14 protein-coding genes are annotated in these 16,106 nt (G+C 45.7%); 3 read left to right on the top strand and 11 right to left on the bottom strand.

The window, feature by feature from the left end; translation table 11 throughout:
• Nucleotides 1–24: 24 nt before the first annotated feature.
• Entirely contained in the window at nt 25–1,881 is a 1,857-nt protein-coding gene (mutL, locus tag Q0R52_RS26275) for a DNA mismatch repair endonuclease MutL (protein WP_295800849.1), read from the bottom strand.
• Between the two features lie 492 nt (nt 1,882–2,373).
• Between mutL and Q0R52_RS26270 the strand changes: the two genes are divergently transcribed.
• Together Q0R52_RS26270 and Q0R52_RS26265 are read left to right on the top strand one after the other, a co-directional pair.
• On the top strand, nt 2,374–2,772 hold the full coding sequence (locus Q0R52_RS26270; RefSeq protein ID WP_252791856.1) for a BlaI/MecI/CopY family transcriptional regulator: 399 nt from the start codon (nt 2,374–2,376) through the stop codon (nt 2,770–2,772).
• Between the two features lie 23 nt (nt 2,773–2,795).
• Nucleotides 2,796–4,820, top strand: coding sequence for a M56 family metallopeptidase (locus Q0R52_RS26265; protein WP_295800845.1), 2,025 nt, complete (start codon nt 2,796–2,798; stop codon nt 4,818–4,820).
• 195 nt (nt 4,821–5,015) lie between these two features.
• Here Q0R52_RS26265 and Q0R52_RS26260 read toward each other — a convergent pair whose 3' ends face one another.
• The 9 genes from Q0R52_RS26260 to Q0R52_RS26220 all read right to left on the bottom strand — a co-directional run bounded on the left by Q0R52_RS26260 (nt 5,016) and on the right by Q0R52_RS26220 (nt 13,906).
• The gene (locus tag Q0R52_RS26260) at nt 5,016–5,393 is read right to left on the bottom strand and encodes an SMR family transporter (RefSeq protein ID WP_295800842.1); all 378 of its coding nucleotides are present in this window, start codon (nt 5,391–5,393) and stop codon (nt 5,016–5,018) included.
• A gap of 11 nt (nt 5,394–5,404) precedes the next feature.
• Complete coding sequence (locus tag Q0R52_RS26255; protein ID WP_295800840.1) at nt 5,405–6,364, bottom strand: sterol desaturase family protein; 960 nt, start codon at nt 6,362–6,364, stop codon at nt 5,405–5,407.
• A 222-nt stretch (nt 6,365–6,586) separates the two neighbouring features.
• Nucleotides 6,587–8,017 carry an N-acetylneuraminate synthase family protein gene (locus tag Q0R52_RS26250; RefSeq protein ID WP_295800837.1) on the bottom strand — a complete coding sequence of 477 codons (1,431 nt, stop codon included), beginning with the start codon at nt 8,015–8,017 and terminating at the stop codon, nt 6,587–6,589.
• 27 nt (nt 8,018–8,044) lie between these two features.
• Nucleotides 8,045–8,851 carry an SDR family oxidoreductase gene (locus tag Q0R52_RS26245; RefSeq protein ID WP_295800834.1) on the bottom strand — a complete coding sequence of 269 codons (807 nt, stop codon included), beginning with the start codon at nt 8,849–8,851 and terminating at the stop codon, nt 8,045–8,047.
• 24 nt (nt 8,852–8,875) lie between these two features.
• On the bottom strand, nt 8,876–10,213 hold the full coding sequence (locus Q0R52_RS26240; RefSeq protein ID WP_295800831.1) for an aminotransferase class III-fold pyridoxal phosphate-dependent enzyme: 1,338 nt from the start codon (nt 10,211–10,213) through the stop codon (nt 8,876–8,878).
• 11 nt (nt 10,214–10,224) lie between these two features.
• Nucleotides 10,225–11,163, bottom strand: a complete 939-nt coding sequence (locus tag Q0R52_RS26235; RefSeq protein ID WP_295800828.1) for a transketolase C-terminal domain-containing protein — start codon at nt 11,161–11,163, stop codon at nt 10,225–10,227.
• Between the two features lie 2 nt (nt 11,164–11,165).
• Nucleotides 11,166–12,023 carry a thiamine pyrophosphate-dependent enzyme gene (locus Q0R52_RS26230; protein WP_295800826.1) on the bottom strand — a complete coding sequence of 286 codons (858 nt, stop codon included), beginning with the start codon at nt 12,021–12,023 and terminating at the stop codon, nt 11,166–11,168.
• Between the two features lie 10 nt (nt 12,024–12,033).
• Nucleotides 12,034–12,843: a glycosyltransferase family protein gene (locus Q0R52_RS26225; protein WP_295800823.1), complete on the bottom strand. Its 810-nt coding sequence runs from the start codon at nt 12,841–12,843 to the stop codon at nt 12,034–12,036.
• A gap of 16 nt (nt 12,844–12,859) precedes the next feature.
• Complete coding sequence (locus tag Q0R52_RS26220) at nt 12,860–13,906, bottom strand: hypothetical protein (protein ID WP_295800821.1); 1,047 nt, start codon at nt 13,904–13,906, stop codon at nt 12,860–12,862.
• A gap of 212 nt (nt 13,907–14,118) precedes the next feature.
• Between Q0R52_RS26220 and Q0R52_RS26215 the strand changes: the two genes are divergently transcribed.
• Nucleotides 14,119–15,441 (top strand): APC family permease, encoded by a 1,323-nt coding sequence (locus Q0R52_RS26215; protein ID WP_295800818.1) that lies wholly within the window; start codon nt 14,119–14,121, stop codon nt 15,439–15,441.
• 90 nt (nt 15,442–15,531) lie between these two features.
• On the opposite strand, the gene Q0R52_RS26210 is transcribed toward Q0R52_RS26215, so the two are convergent.
• Nucleotides 15,532–16,068 (bottom strand): YceI family protein, encoded by a 537-nt coding sequence (locus Q0R52_RS26210; protein WP_295800815.1) that lies wholly within the window; start codon nt 16,066–16,068, stop codon nt 15,532–15,534.
• Between the last annotated feature and the right edge of the window lie 38 nt (nt 16,069–16,106).

Genomic DNA, 16,106 nt, shown 5'->3' with positions numbered 1-16,106 from the left:
AAATTTTTATTATTCCCCGCAGGGTTATTTTTCAAATCGTTCTAAAAGTTCGTTCAGTGTAAATGTAGTAATTACCAGCTTACCATTTAGCGCAACATTTGGCATCTGGCAGGCAAACAGCTGGTCAATCAGTTCATTCATTTCTTCTAATGACATCTTAACGCCGGCTTTCGTTGCAGCATTGCGCGCTAAGCTTCGGGCCAGGTTGTCGCGTTTGTCAAGTTTTAAAATACTCTGGTTATTTTTAAAGCCCTCCAGCAGTTGCTCCAATATTTCGTGTTCCGAGGCATTATTCAAATCTGCCGGCACGCCCTCAACCACTACGGTGTTTTTACCAAACTCCCGGATGTCAAAACCCAGTGCACGAATATCGGGTAAAAGTTCTTTTAACAACTCAAAATCGCTGCTATTTAACGTAACCGACTCCGGGAACAAGCTTTGCTGGCTTACGCCCGAGTGATTTTGCAGTTGCTGCAAAAAACGCTCGTACAAAATCCGTTCGTGCGCCGCCTGCTGATTGATCAGCATAAAGCCCGATTTTATCTGCGACAAAATAAACCTGTTTTGCAACTGGAACAGCTGGCGCTCACTTGGCTTGTTCAGTTCCTGTTCATCAACAGCTATGCTTTTCTCCTCGTAAACCTGCTGTTGTATATTAACATCCTTTTTGGTGATTTCGTACAGTGTATCCCAGTTTGATGGTATCGGCGAGCTGCGGTAATCGCTGTTGCTCCTGTACACAGGGGCTTCGCGTTCTATCTGCCGCTCGTTATTAAAAGGGTTATAGTTAGGGTTAAAGCTGATGGTTGGCGGCACAATCTCTTCTATAGGTATCGGCGTTACCAAATGTTCAATGCTGTTTTCCTGGTCGAAATCAAGACTCGGCGTTATGTTATACCTGCCCAATGAGCGTTTTACAGCCGACCGGATAATAGCATAAATAGTTTGCTCATCCTGGTATTTTATCTCCGTTTTTGTAGGATGAACGTTGATGTCAATTTTACTTGGGTCGATATCGATAAACAGCACATACAGCGGGAAGGTATCTTCGGGCAGCAGCTCTTTAAAGGCCATCAGCACCGCGTGGTTTAAATAAGCATCCTTTATAAAACGGTTGTTTACAAAAAAGAACTGCTCGCCGCGGGTACGTTTCGCATATTCGGGCTTGCCAACAAAACCGCGCAGGTTAATTACGCTGGTATCTTCTTCAACCGGCACCAGCCGCTCGTTATAATTATTACCAAACAGGTGGATAATACGCTGCTTTAAGGTTGTGCCCGGCAAGTGGTAAACTTCCTGTCCGTTATGGTGCAGGGTAAAAAATATTTCCGGGTGCGCTAATGCTACCCGCTGCAGCTCGTCGATGATATAACGCATCTCCACCGAATTGCTCTTCAAAAAATTGCGGCGCGCCGGGGTGTTGTAAAATAAATTTTTAATGGATATAGATGTGCCCGTATTGGCCGAACAGGCTTCCTGGCTCAAAACTTCCGAACCCTCGATGGTGATGCACGTTCCCAGCTCATCCTCATGGCGGCGGGTTTTCAACTCAACCTGTGCAATGGCGGCTATCGATGCCATAGCTTCGCCCCTGAAACCCATGGTGCGGATGGCAAAAAGATCTTCAGCCTTGCGTATTTTCGAGGTGGCGTGGCGCTCAAAACACATGCGCGCATCGGTAACGCTCATACCGGCGCCGTTATCAATCACCTGGATCAACGATTTGCCTGCATCCTTAACAATCAGCTGTATTTTATCGGCCCCTGCATCTATCGAATTCTCTATAAGCTCTTTTACGGCAGATGCCGGCCTTTGCACCACTTCGCCTGCGGCTATCTGGTTGGCAACGGAATCTGGTAAAAGCTGTATAATGTCTGGCATTTTATAATAATTCCCTTCAGTTCGTTTTCGCTGCTAAATTAAATATTTGACGGGATAGTTTGGGGGTTGATAATAGGATAGTTTTTCGCCGCCGTTGTTGGTGTTTTGCAGGATGCTGCAGAACAGTGCGCCTGCTTTTTGTACATTAGGATGTCCCTCCACTTGTTGGGCACAAGACTAACAAAGGCGCAAGGGCAATAAAAAACGTTCCTGTTCACACTGAAACATAAGGAACAGGGTGGAACAGTAAAAAGTCACCTTGGGTGACTAAAAAGCTTGTTTCTGCAATAATAACGCACTTTTAATCTTTTCTGAGACGCAAAAAATGCGTAAAGTACTGACAAATTGGTGTCAGTACTTTACGCTACCGTTCCGCCTTTGCCCCCAACAAAGGGCGGGAACCAAATATGCCAAAATCACCTTTTGCTAAAATATTTTCAAAAAAATAAAGGTATCGCTTGTTTCGTACGAAATTATTCCTACGCTTGTGTTATGAATTCAGAACAGGAAAAAAACAGCCGCAAATTCGACCCTACAAAATCAGAACTGGAGATACTGCAGGTGCTTTGGGAGCACGGTCCGTCTACAGTTCGTTTTGTAAACGACAAGCTGAACGAGCAAAGGGATGTTAACTACACCTCAACCCTAAAGCTGATGCAAATTATGGTTGATAAGGAAATATTAAAACGCGACGAGAGCCAGATGAAGCACGTGTACATTGTAGTTGAGGAAGAACAAAAAACAAAAAATCACCTGCTGAACAAGTTTGTAGATACCATGTACAAAGGTTCGTCAAGCAGCCTGGTAATGCAGATACTGGGCAATAATACGCCTTCGAAAGAAGATATAAAGGCTATAAAAGATCTGCTTAATAAATTAGATAAAGAATAATAACCCGATAATAAACCAACAGTATGGAACTTTCAGCAACAGGCAGCTTATTAAGCAGCCAGCTTATTAAAGCTTTGGGCAATACATTAATGCATTCGTTATGGCAGGGCGTATTGCTTGCTTTTGTGGGAGGCCTGGTTGTTATTTTTACCAAAAAACAAAGTGCGGCAGTTAGGTATAACCTGCTTATTGCAGCCATGTTGTTATTTGCCTGTGGCACCGTGGTTACCTTTCTAGGGCAGCTGCAGTCGCCAGAAGCCAAGCACGCGGTTATTGTAAATACCGGCAATGCAGTACCAGCCAATGCGGCAGTTATACAGTCGCAAAGCCCTGCTTCTCCTGCCTACGAGGCGAAACAGAGCGTCGGCAGTATCCTGGTGGATTATCTAAATGAGCACAGCAATACAATTGTATTAATATGGTTTTTAATTATCTGTGCCAAAAGCATTAAGCTTGCAGCCGGCGTTTACGAAGTTTACCAGCTTAAAACCACCAAAATAAAAGCGCTGGATAAATATTGGAACGACAGGCTGGCCCAACTATCCGCTCATCTCAAAATAAAACAGGTTATCGGCATTGTGGAATCGGGCATTGCAAAGGTACCGATGGTGATAGGCCATTTTAAGCCACTTATATTGATACCTGTAGGATTTATAAATGCACTATCGACCGATGAGGTAGAGGCCATACTGGTACACGAACTGGCGCACATACGCCGCCGCGACTACCTGGTGAACCTGCTGCAAAGTTTTATGGAAATAGTATTCTTCTTTAACCCCGCGGTGCTGTGGATATCACAACTAATAAAAGCCGAACGCGAAAACTGCTGCGACGACATTGCCCTTGAACAAACAAGCAGCAAATACGGCTACATACAGGCGCTGCTAAGCTGCCAGGAATACCAGGCACCAGGCTTAAGCATGGCGCTGGCCAACAACAAAAGCAATTTATTAAACCGTGTTAAACGCATGGTAAACAATCATAATCAATCATTAAATATCATGGAAAAAACGCTACTCACCATTTGTTTGGTGGCTGCCGGATTTTGCACAGTTGCATTTTCGGCCAATAAAGAAAATAAAAACACCCCGGTAAAGGTATCGATAGCAAAGCATCAGCAAACCAAAGAACATACCGTTACGGTTGACCCTAAGGTTGGCTATGTTTTTAAAACCGACAATAAAACCACTTATAAGTTCAACAAAACAGGTTCAAAAATCAGTGACCTTAAGGTAAATGGTAAGACAGTACCAGGCAGCCAGTTGGGTAAATACACACCGCAAATTGATGCGCTTTTAAAGCAAAACGAACAAACAAAGCAAACCGAAAGTAACCAGACACCGGTAGCTGCAGCAGATACATCGAACGGTAAAGTTAAAATATACAAGCCGGCTGAAGTTGGCGATGGCACTGTTATGATGCTGCATCAAAGCAAAAATGGCAAAGCAAAAGCAACCTATCTTTTTAAAAAGGACGGTACGCTATACCAGGTTTTTATGAACCGCAAAATGGTGGAATCGTTTTATGTTAACGGCGAGCAAAAGCCGGTGAGCCAAAACCGGGAAAAAATTGATGAACTGCTTGATGAATACGCCGATATAACCCAACCTGTGCCGCCTGTCGCCCCAATGATGGCAATGACCCCGATGCCCGCTATGGCACCAGTTGCAGCAATATCAATGAATCCAATGCCACCAATGGCTCCGATGAAGCCTATGGCAATGGCATCGATGCAATCAATGACCCCGATGCCCGCAATGCCGCCAATGGCAGCTATGGCCCCAATGCCACCCATCCCACCGCTTAAGCCCGACGGAAGGATGAAAGAAGCCGCCGACATCCTTATAAAAAAGGGGATAATAAAAGATAGAAACGACTTCGAGATGTCGTTAAGCAATAAGAGACTAACTGTCGACGGTTTACTGCAGCCCGAAGAGCTTCACCAGCAGCTACTAAAGATATTTGTAAAAAAATCAGGCGACAAAGTGAACTGGAATTACAGCAGGCACGAATCGTCAGAATCCAGCGACGAAACAACCGACAAGTAGGGCTGTCTTTTTAAACAAGGGTGTTCAAAAGATTAAAAAGCTTGTCATTCTGAACGTAGTGAAGAATCTTATACAATTGATACGTATACGCTAAAAAAGTGATGCGCATACCTTCAAGCGCAAAAATCGCTAGAATAAGATTCTTCACTACGTTCAGAATGACAAAAAAGGAGTGCCTGCGAAACCCCCAACTACTTACTTAACCTGCATTGCACAAGTTTTCAACCCGATTATTCCCACCATTATCAGCATCAAAAAAAACACTTCGATCCACGAAGTTCGCTGATTAAAAAATGTGGTTTCGGCAATTTTAATCAATAAAAGGGTAACGGCTGTCCACACGGCGAATGCAGTAGCTGTTGAGATTTGCTTTATCGCCATGGAAAACAGGTAGATATTGGCCAGACCAAAAACAAGATAGCCAACAAAAGGACTAATCACGGAGCCGCCACCGTGCCACCGGTACACATTGGCAAGCCGTAACGCTTTCAGGTCGCTAAATTTCATCAGCTTAAGGCAAAATGTCCAGGCCGTTTCGCAAAGCGCAGCTAGTAGTAAGTAGATCCAGGCCACCAGGTTTATATTTACTTGTTATTCGATATTAAATTTTCGCGTTCATTATTTTCAATCAACACAGGCTCCGGGCTACGTTTGTGCATCCTGACAACAATGGCGTTTTTATTCAGCCGCAAAAGTTTCATTATTATGATGATAATGGCTGGCCTTGATTTGTAATAGCGCCGAAACCATTTATATTTTAGCAGGCCCTTTTCGTCAAAACGTTTTACTGAAAAAGCGTGCTGTAAAAAATAATCTTTCGGATAGTCGTAATAGAGTCCCCAGTTTTGGGGCTGGTTACCGGGTTTAAACCCCGGGTCGTAAACGGTACCAAAAAGATAATCCCAAATAGCAAACTTGGTTGAGAAGTTAGCATGGAAAACCTCCCGGTAATTGGCATGGTGCCACAAATGCAGCTCCGGCGAGTTAAAAATATATTTCAGCCTGCCCAGCTTAACGTTAATATTTGCATGGATAAACATGCCGAACATGGCATCGAGCAGTGCTTTTATAGGGATGACTTCCGGGTGGGCACCCAGGATAACAATTGGGGCAAATTCAATAGTTTGATTAATAATAATCTCAACCGCATGCGAACGAGATCCCGCTAAAAAATCAACCTCTTTACCTGAATGGTGCGCTTCGTGTGTGCGCCAAAGCAGTTTGCTGGCATGCTGCAGGCGGTGGAAGAGGTAGATATAAAGGTCGTGCGTTACCAGGAAAAAAAGCACCTGTTCGGCAATACTCCAGCTCTTAAAAAACGCAAAGCCCTGCCAGGCAATACTGTGCTGCAGTGGTGCAATGATAAAATCAAATATCAAAATTTTAAGCACATAGCTTTGGATAAGCGTGTACCAAACCAAATCCACCCAAAAACCCTCCCTAAAAAAGGGCAAGCCTTTTCGGTAGGGCGATATACGTTCCCATGCTATGATTAAAATAACCCAGCAGATGAGGATTGTGGTTGTTGTTTGAATTAATGTCATTTTCTATTGCCGATACATACAATAATGCACAGAGCACTCACCAATTCGTCATTGCGAGGAACGAAGCAACCTCTACATAGGACATTCATGAACCTAATAATTGTGGCGACCTAAATGCGGCTTATAGGTCAACACAAAGCTTTTCCTTCATTGATTTGCTTGCGTAGAGGTTGCTTCGTTCCTCGCAATGACGCGCGGTTTTGGCTGGCGAATAGTAAGATATTACGCCATCGATTTATCCCTATACTCCTCCCCAATGTTAACCCGCAAACGCTTCATCGGCCCAAGCTCAGAGTCATAAACCTTTTTTATACCATCCCCGGTGGCGGTTTCCACATCATGAATATCGCGTACCAGGCGCTGAAAGCCTTGCGGCTCTACGGATGCGGCATGGTCCGAGCCCCACATGGCCCTGTCGAGGGTAAAATGGCGCTCCACGAATGTTGCACCTAATGATACCGCAGCTACGGTGGTAGCCAGCCCGGTTTCGTGACCCGAATAGCCTATCGGCAGACCCGGGTATTTATCACCAAGCGTCTGTATCATTTTTAAGTTCAGCTCTTCCGGTTTGCATGGGTATGCCGATGTTGAATGAGCCACCAGCAAAGGGTAATTTTCATCAAATGCCCTTACCAGGTTTACGGCATCTTCAATTTCTTTATTGGTCGACATCCCGGTTGAAAGCATTAATGGCTTTCCGGTCAGCAGTATCCGGTTTATCAGCGGAAAATCGGTTAACGAGGCTGAGGCCAGCTTATACAAAGGGGTATCAAAACGCTCCATAAAATCAACCGCCTCAACATCCCAGGTTGATACAAACCAATCGATGCCCTGCTTTTTACAGTATTGGTCGATAGTTGCATACTCGGCAATGCCAAATTCTGTTTTACGTTTGTAATCGATGTAGGTAATCCGGCCCCAGGGGGTGTCACGCATTATGTCCCATTGGTCCTTTGGCACGCAAATCTCCGGGGTCCTTTTCTGGAATTTCACAGCGCTGGCTTTGGCGGCAACCGCTTCATCAATCAGCTGTTTGGCAATTTCTAGCGAACCATTGTGATTGATACCGATCTCGGCAATGATATAGCAGGGTTCGCCTTTGCCAATTTTCTTACCGGTATTTAATTCGATAACGCTGTTGGCTGAAGAAACTGCTTTTGTTGAAGTTTGATGCGAAGCGATGATCATCTCAGCAAATTCCCTGAAACATCCCTGTCCGCCTTTTGCCTCACATATTATGCCGGCAACTTCTTTTATAAAGGATATGGCATCGGCCGGGCAGGCGGTAACGCCGGCAAGCTTCATTACCTCTAAATCATTGGTGTCATCGCCTATGTAGGCCACTTCTTCGGGTTGCAGGTCCAGGCGGGTTAAAATTTCTTTAAATGCCGCAGGTTTGTCCTTTACCCCTAAGTGCAATTCAGTTATTTTTAGTTTTTCGGCACGTTTAATCAATGAGGGAGAAAGTTCGCCGGTAATAATGCCGGTTGTTACACCTGCAAAATTGCGCAGCCGTTCAACACCCATCCCGTCACGGATATCGAATTTCTTGAACTCTTCGCCGGCTTCGCCATAGTATACGCCGCCATCGGTTAATACGCCGTCACAATCTGTGAGGAGTAATTTAATGCGTGAAAGTTTTTCGTTTAACATATATCAATCAATATTTAAGGGTTCTATTTAAATAGCGGTCCATCCGCCATCAACTACCAGGTTTGCGCCGGTCATGTAGGCCGATGCCTCGCTGGCTAAAAAAACCAACGCACCCTGGTAATCAGTTGCTGTTGCCATGCGGCCCAGTAAAGTTTTGGCCGAGTAGCTTTGTATAAAAAATTCGTTTTGTGCATTCTCCACCCCGCCCGGCGAAAGCGTGTTTACCCGCACGCCTTTGTTACCCCAGTAAGCGGCCAGGTAGCGGGTAAAGTTTATTACGGCGCCCTTGGTAACCGGGTAAACCGGCGACTTATAAAAGGTTTGTTCGCCGCATTCGTTGCGGTAGATAGATTGGTCGGGGCCAACTATGCCATAGGTAGAAGCTATGTTGATAATGCTGCCGCTGTTTTGGTCGGCCATAACGGCACCAAATACCTGCGAGGCTAAAAAAACGCCGGTGATATTCACGTCGAGCGATTTTTTAAACGCATCCAGCGGGTAGTTTTCAAATGCCGAGAGATCTTTTGCAAGGCCCGGATTCTCGAACATGTCGTTTATCGCGGCGTTGTTCACCAATATATCTATCGACCCATAACGGGTTAAAATCTTATCTCGGGCTATTTTTAATGAGCGCTCGTTGGTAACATCAATACCCAGGCCGCCATGCTGTTCGCCAAGCGTTTCGGCAAATGCCTCAGCCCCGTTCTCGTCCAAGTCGGCTACTACAACGTTCGCACCGGCAAAAGCCAGGGCCTCGCAGTGTTTTTTACCAAGCAGGCCCAGCGCGCCTGTTACAATTGCAGTTTTATTTTTTAAAGAAAAAATATCAGTCATTAGTCACTTAGGGGTTGACGATGTTTAAACTGTTTTAGGTTTGATATTGTAATTGCTCACCTTACGGAATACGGCCTCCAGCACGTTACCTTTTAGATATTGCTTAACATTGCCGCTTTGTATGGCCTCTTTCATAATCGGCATCACATCGCGATACGCCGCAAGCGTATAGGAAATGTCCTCATCGCTATGGCTGTAAGACATATTGTGGAAGCCGGCCCATAGCACACCGCGCTTTATCATCTCCTGCTGCATCAGGGTTTTTACCTCAAGGGCATTGCCTGCTTCGGGGGTAAATGTTACCATTGAACGGCAGTTGTAACCTATACAGCGCGTGTAGATATCCATGCCCATTCCAATGGCGAGACTGTTATAGCCGTCTTTTAGCAGCGCGCCTTTTTCGTCAAGATATTGGGGTACATTTTTATCGCGGAGCTCATTTATGGTAGCGATGCAGGCAGCCAGCGACAAGGCTTCACCGCCGAAGGTGGTGTAGCTGAACACCTCCGAGTTGAACAACTCCATTACATCGGCGCGGCCAGTAAGCAGGGCTATGGGCATGCCGTTGGCGCAAGCTTTGGAGTAAACAGCAAGGTCGGGCTTTACATCAAAATATTCCTGGGCGCCGCCTATGGCAATGCGGAAACCGGTCCACATTTCATCAAAAATTAACAGCGTTCCGTTTGCTTTACACACTTCGGCCAGTTCTTTCAAAAAGCCCGGTTTAGGCGCTTCGAAAATAAACGGCTCCAATATCAACGCCGCAACGGTTTCATCCAGTGCTGCTTTTATGGCTTCAATGTCGTTATACTCGAAGGTATACGTCATGTTTTGGATAGCCTCAGGAATACCGGCATTACGGCTGGTAATACCGATATACCAATCGTGCCAACCATGGTAGCCGCAACAAAATATTTTGTCGCGACCAGTAAAGGCGCGGGCAACGCGAATGGCCGCCGAACATACATCAGCCCCGGTCTTCGATATTTTTACAGCCTCGGCATTTGGTATAACTTCCTGTATCAATTCTGAAAGTTCAACTTCCAGCGGGTGCATCAGCGAAAAGGTGATACCATCCGCCAATTGACTTTTGATGGCCTCGTCGACAGCAGGATAAGCGTAACCCAATGATATAGGGCCGATGGCCGAATTGAAGTCGATATACTCGTTACCATCAACATCCCACACATGCGAACCTTGTCCGCGTTTAATGTACTTGGGTGCAACACCATTAGTAAACTGGCCCGGGCCTTTTGCCAGGGTTTGGGTAACCGGTTTCTGCACCTTTAAGGCGCGTTCATAAAGACCGTTTGAAATAGTTATTTCGGGGTAATTGTTGTTAAATTTTACAGTGTTTGGCATAAATTGGTTTTTTATTCTGAAAATTCGGGAATGGCCATTTTAGGCTGAGTGAAAAAAGTTTTGTAACCCAATATTCTTTCGGCAATTTGCTTACCGGTGAAACCTTCGTGCTGCAGCACATTTGGCAACAGCGATGGCTTAAACCATCGTTCATTTAATGCAATTGGCAACACATTAGCGGTCAGTCCATGCTTAAGCAGCACCGTAGCGACTATACTGTAAAGGCCGCCTGTTTGAAAATGGTCTTCAAGCGTTATGGTGAGGCGGCTTTCGCGCGTGGCCTCCAGTATAGCACGTTCATCAACCGGCTTAAGGCTGCGCATGTTTATAAGACCTACGCTCAACCCTTCGCTTTTTAAAACTTCGGCGGCTATCAATGCCTGTTCAAACAGCAGCCCGTAAGTTAATATGGTTACATCTTCACCAATAGAAACAACCTCTGCTTTTCCCCACTCAAAAGGGGCGTGCACGTAATCGGTTTTCCGGGTGTTGATGCGTACGTATGAAGGATTGGGGTGCTTCCATACCTGCGGCAGCATTTTTACCAGGTCATCCTCGTCTGCCGGCGCAAAAACCGTCATATTTGGGATGCCGCACATCAGGGCGATGTCTTCCAGCGCCTGGTGCGTCGGGCCGTTGCCGTCGGATAAAAAACCGGGAATAAAGCTGCTCAACTTAACCGGAAGTTTGGGGATGCCTGCATCCGTACGGATAAACTCAAATGCCCGCATAGATAAAAAGGATGCGAGCGCATGCACTACCGGTATACGACCGCGCAGCGCAAGACCGGCAGCCGCGCCGATCATGGTTTGTTCCGTTATGCCGGTGTCGATAAACCTGTTTCCTAATTTGGCTGGTATATTGCGCACTAAAGCCCTGTTTTCGGCCGTCATCACTATAAAGCGATCGTCGTTCAGGGCGGTTTCGGTTAATAATTCTTCGTAAGTCATGGTTACCTCACTACTAAAGTTTCTGATGTTAATTGTGTGGTGTGCTCGCCGTGCAGTTCTTTCAGCAGGCCGTCAACTTCTTCGGCGTTAAAATTGCAGAACCACCTGTCGGCGCGGCGCTCAATGCTGGGCAGACCTTTACCCCTAACCGTGTCAGCTATTACCACGTTAACCTTGCCGGCTTCGAATGGGTATGCCGAAAATGCCTCATGCAGGGCCTCAAAGTCGTGGCCGTTTATGCGTTTTACTGCGGCGCCAAATGCCGTAAATTTATCGTGCAGCGGCTCCAGCGGGATCAAATCCTCCGTTGCCATATTGGCCTGGAAATGGTTGCGGTCGATTACAAAAATCAAATTGTCAAGCTTATAAGCATTGGCCACCAAGGCTGCCTCCCAGCAGGTACCTTCGTTCAGTTCGCCATCGCCCATAATACAAACCACCCTGTTGCTGCCGCCACGTATTTTTATATCCATAGCCACACCGATAGCCACCGATGGCAAATGACCCAGCGAGCCGGAATGAAATTCGATGCCCGGTATTTTTGTATTGGGGTGCCAGTAAATATTATCGTTAAGGCTTAAATGATTTTGAAGGCGCTCTTTTTCCAGCAAGCCAAGCTCGACAAATGTGCCGTAGAGTGCTGGTACGTCATGGCCCTTTGACAGGAATAGGTAATCGCGGTTTGGATCGTTTAAGTTTCCTGCGTTTACATTTAAAAACTCCGAATACAGGTAAACTATCAAATCGGCCGCCGAAAGTGAGGCGCCTACAAAGCAGCCCCCATCGGTCGACATTTTTATAATATGTTCGCGTACGTTTAAAGCTGTTGCTTCAAGCCGGTTTATTTGTGTTTGGTGCATTATTATTGGTTTATACTGCAGGTATTTTTGTCTGCTCAGCGGTAATGGTTTTTAGCTCATCCAAATGATGGCGGTACCAGTTTACGCCGGCGTATTGTGCATTAATGTTGTATATCCCGGGCTTTGCCTCAAGCAGGTTTATAATGTCGGTACAGGTAAATTCCGGGTTTGCTTCATAAAGCTCTTCAAATACCCTTTTTATAAATTGATAATCGGCTTCGTAATCAATGGTAAACCGGTGCGACATGGAATAATCGAGCCCTGTTTCCCAGCTCACATTACCTATCCTGAACCTGCCGGCGTTTTCCCATATATAAGGCGTGGTATGCTCCAGTTCCAAAGGTTTTACAGCTACCTGCCACGCCCTTTTTAAACAATCTATAGTCATCACCTCCACATCGTTCCCGTCCGGGTAAGTAGCCGGGTGCAGGTTGCTTACATAGTCGTATTTACCGCCATCGGCCATAAAAACATCAAGCACGTTGTCAACAATTTGAGGGTCGATAAGCGGGCAATCAGAAGGTATTTTAAGCACGATATCAGCTTCGAATGCTTTTGCTGCCTGGTAGTGCCGGTCGAGCAAATTATTAAGGTCGCCCCTGAAGCAGGGCACCCCCATTTTTAAGGATTCGTATTCTATGATATCATCATCCCCCTTATGCGATGTAGCAACTACCAACTGCACCTCATGGCGTACCTGTTTCAGCCGTTCAATCATCCGGTAGAGCAGGCTTTTCCCTAAAACCGGGAGCATAACCTTCCCCGGTAAACGGTTCGACGACATCCGGGCCTGTACAACGATCACTATTTTTAACCCCATACCCTCTGCAATGCTGTTATGCGTATTCACACTCGTAATCCGGCATGGCCACGGGCAGCGGTATAAACGCCGGAACGAAATCCTCTTTCTTCCCCTCAAACTCTATAAAAGCCCTGCAAACCTGGGCGATGTTTATTGCCGACGTCCCGCCGTTTTGCACGGGCGACAGGCGCTTCAGCTCATCCACATCAAAATACGAATGCACTTTTTTACCCAGCGAAATGCCCGTATAAACCACTGTTGAATACTGCGTTACCAGTTCGAAGCAATTGGCTATCATGTGGCTAGTGTTGCCGCTGTTAAATACCAATGTTCCGGCGGGTGCATACTTGCGGATCTCGGCTTCGGCCCTGTTGAACTTTTCATTAGGGTGCAGTTTAAAAAGCATAGGCCGGCCGGCAGCTATTTTAACCGCCTTTTTTATAAACGCCACACGGTTTTCAAAACGATAGGTTTCTCGCATGTCCGACGTCGCCACCATCACGTAATCGTGAAACGGGAAATCGTTTTTTACATGCTCCATATGATTATCGTAATTCGGTATCCCTGTTACTATTAGTTTCCCGGCGGCTGTACCGTATTTAATAAAATGATTTTTATATCCTTCGGATGCGGCACAGTAAATGTCGCATTGGTTGGTCGAACCATTTAATGAGGTGTCGCCTGTAAAATAAGGGGCAATACCCAGCGCCTTTACAATCCCGGTTAATATGGTGCGTTTATCAATCATCCCCTCCTGCACCCAAATCGTTTTGGTATCCTTAAACTTAGGGTCAACCACCATGTCAGAGCAATAAACTACCAGGTCGTACTTGTTTAATTGCGCGCCGTAATCAACCTGCAAACCCTGCGATGACAGGTAGTTTTCGGAGTTTTCCCTAAACTGGCCCGTTAACACTGTTCCATCGGCAAGCCGCGTATGTTTTATAATGGTCTTTAAAAAATTGGAGTTGGGAAACATCTGGCTGAACCAGCAATCGTACTGTTGCAGGTGCCGCGATATCTGGTGCATCTGCGTGGTTTGATTGATAGAGCCGGTGATAAATAATATCTTTTTCCGCATAGCAATAGCTTTCAATTTTATTAAAACTAAACAATAGGTTGCGGCTTTTTAAGGCGCGGAAAAAATGTAACGCATACTTAATTTTGATTTAATACGCCACACATAGCGTGAATTAATTGTAAAATTTATGATACGTTGAGTTAATGTTTTTTTAAGGAAATTTTAAAGTTGGTATTAGATTTCATGGCTAATAAATAATATTTTTATTGCCGATGTCAGCCGCTTTGCCACTAAAAAAAATAAGGATTATACAGCTTGTCGCTGTTATCTTTTTTACCGTATCCGGCGGGCCATACGGACTCGAACCTTTGTTAACGCACGTTGGCGAGCACGGTGCATTACTACTGCTTATTGTAACCCCGCTATTTTGGGATGTGCCCGCAATTTTAACCGTGCTCGAGCTGAACAGCATGATGCCTGTAACCGGCGGCTACTACAAATGGGTAAAATATGCGCTTGGCACCCGCTGGGGGTTTTTTGAAGGCTGGTGGACCTGGCTTTACACATTTGTCGACCTTGCAATTTACCCGGGGCTGTTTGTGCTGTATGCTTCCTACTTTTTCCCGGCATTGGCCGAATACCGTATCCCGCTGTGTTTATGCGTCGTTTGGGCATCGGCAGGGCTTAATATATTAGGTATTGTTCCTGTGGGAAGGACTGCTCTATTTTTAGGGGCAATAGTGTTTGCGCCTTTCATCATCATGTTTACGCTGTTTTTTGTGCACCATACAGGCGGCATACATATCCAGTCGCCATCGTTAACAGGTGTTCCCTTTCCTTCCCTGGGCATGGGGCTGTATGTGGTAATGTGGAACTGCCTGGGCTGGGACAACGTAACCACCTATGCCGAAGAGGTTGATAAACCGGTAAAATCGTACCTGGTATCCGTTTTTACTGCTTTCGTGCTGGTTATAGTGTTATATGTTATGGTGATTTTAGTTACCCAGCAAACCGGCATAAGTGCTGCAGTTTTAGAAGATAAAGGCTTCCCTGCAGTAGCCGAAATTATCAGCGGTAAATGGCTTGGCGGCCTGATTGCTTTTGCAGGCATGGCCAGCAGCCTGGGGATATACGCCGCCGTGTTGCTTTCCGTTTCGCGGGTGCCAAAGGTAATGGCTGATGATGATTTGCTGCATAAGGGACTTAACCGCCAGCATCGCCGTTTTCAAACGCCCTACGTGTCAATAATCGTCTGTTCTGTTATTGTAAGCTTGATGACGCTATGGAAATTTGGCGATTTACTGATTATAGACGTAACCGTATACGGCGCCGGCCTTTCGCTCGAATATGTGTCGCTAATAAGACTACGCAGAGCAGAGCCGGATAGACATCGTCCGTTCAAAATCCCGTTAGGCATCCCAGGCTTATACCTCATGATTTTGCTGCCCTTTACCGTTTATTTTGTCGCCTTGTTTGGTGCGTTTTCTTCAGAAGAGCATGCTGTGTGGGCGGCAGTTTTTGCAATTGTGGCACTATCAAGTGCTGAGCTGGTATGGCGCATAATTGTTTGGAGGAAACCGTATCATAAGAACTGAAGAGTCAAGTCAATAGTCTTTAGTCGGAAGTCCTAATTCAATAATCGCCTTTTCGACTTAGGACTCAAGACTTTCGACTCAAGACTAAATTTAATCCTTAGCCGCCGCATCAATATTAATACTCACCTCATCGGCCAGTACCAGGCTGCTGGTGCCTATGCCGTAATCAAGGCGGTTTATTTTGAAGCTGCCCTTAAAGGTTGATGTGCCGTTGGCCTGGGTAAGCGTGAATGGAATATCAACCTGTTTGGTTTTGGCTTTTATAGTCAAATTGAACCGGCCGGTATAGTTGTTGCCGCTTCGGTGACTTATTGATACCGATTTCAGGAAGATTTTTGGATAATTCGTTACGTCGAAAAAATCTTCGCCGTGCAAATGCTCATCGCGACTGGAGTTATCCGTATTTAATGTATTTACATCAACCGAGGCTTCTATGCTGCTGGCAGCCAGATTGGCCGCGTTAAAGTGAATATCGGCCTGTAAACCACTAATGGTGCCATCAACGCCGATGCCCATATTTTTGGTTTTAAAAGCTATGGCAGCACGGGTTACCGTACTATGTACATAGGTAAAAGCGGTCGACGCAACAACAATCAGCAATATGGGCAGCAAAAATTTCTTCATCATACTAATAAACGCATTTTGTTTAGAATGGTTATAAACCA

The sequence above is a fragment of the Mucilaginibacter sp. genome, assembly GCF_025359345.1.
Lineage (GTDB): Bacteria > Bacteroidota > Bacteroidia > Sphingobacteriales > Sphingobacteriaceae > Mucilaginibacter.
This window is presented reverse-complemented; position numbering and strand designations above follow the sequence as displayed.

What these genes read in the sequence shown, in the direction of transcription:
- mutL (WP_295800849.1), bottom strand. Translation starts at nt 1,881, where the DNA reads ATGCCAGACATTATACAGCTTTTACCAGATTCCGTTGCCAACCAGATA.
- Q0R52_RS26270 (WP_252791856.1), top strand. Translation starts at nt 2,374, where the DNA reads ATGAATTCAGAACAGGAAAAAAACAGCCGCAAATTCGACCCTACAAAA.
- Q0R52_RS26265 (WP_295800845.1), top strand. Translation starts at nt 2,796, where the DNA reads ATGGAACTTTCAGCAACAGGCAGCTTATTAAGCAGCCAGCTTATTAAA.
- Q0R52_RS26255 (WP_295800840.1), bottom strand. Translation starts at nt 6,364, where the DNA reads ATGACATTAATTCAAACAACAACCACAATCCTCATCTGCTGGGTTATT.
- Q0R52_RS26250 (WP_295800837.1), bottom strand. Translation starts at nt 8,017, where the DNA reads ATGTTAAACGAAAAACTTTCACGCATTAAATTACTCCTCACAGATTGT.
- Q0R52_RS26245 (WP_295800834.1), bottom strand. Translation starts at nt 8,851, where the DNA reads ATGACTGATATTTTTTCTTTAAAAAATAAAACTGCAATTGTAACAGGC.
- Q0R52_RS26240 (WP_295800831.1), bottom strand. Translation starts at nt 10,213, where the DNA reads ATGCCAAACACTGTAAAATTTAACAACAATTACCCCGAAATAACTATT.
- Q0R52_RS26235 (WP_295800828.1), bottom strand. Translation starts at nt 11,163, where the DNA reads ATGACTTACGAAGAATTATTAACCGAAACCGCCCTGAACGACGATCGC.
- Q0R52_RS26230 (WP_295800826.1), bottom strand. Translation starts at nt 12,023, where the DNA reads ATGCACCAAACACAAATAAACCGGCTTGAAGCAACAGCTTTAAACGTA.
- Q0R52_RS26225 (WP_295800823.1), bottom strand. Translation starts at nt 12,843, where the DNA reads ATGGGGTTAAAAATAGTGATCGTTGTACAGGCCCGGATGTCGTCGAAC.
- Q0R52_RS26220 (WP_295800821.1), bottom strand. Translation starts at nt 13,906, where the DNA reads ATGCGGAAAAAGATATTATTTATCACCGGCTCTATCAATCAAACCACG.
- Q0R52_RS26215 (WP_295800818.1), top strand. Translation starts at nt 14,119, where the DNA reads ATGTCAGCCGCTTTGCCACTAAAAAAAATAAGGATTATACAGCTTGTC.
- Q0R52_RS26210 (WP_295800815.1), bottom strand. Translation starts at nt 16,068, where the DNA reads ATGATGAAGAAATTTTTGCTGCCCATATTGCTGATTGTTGTTGCGTCG.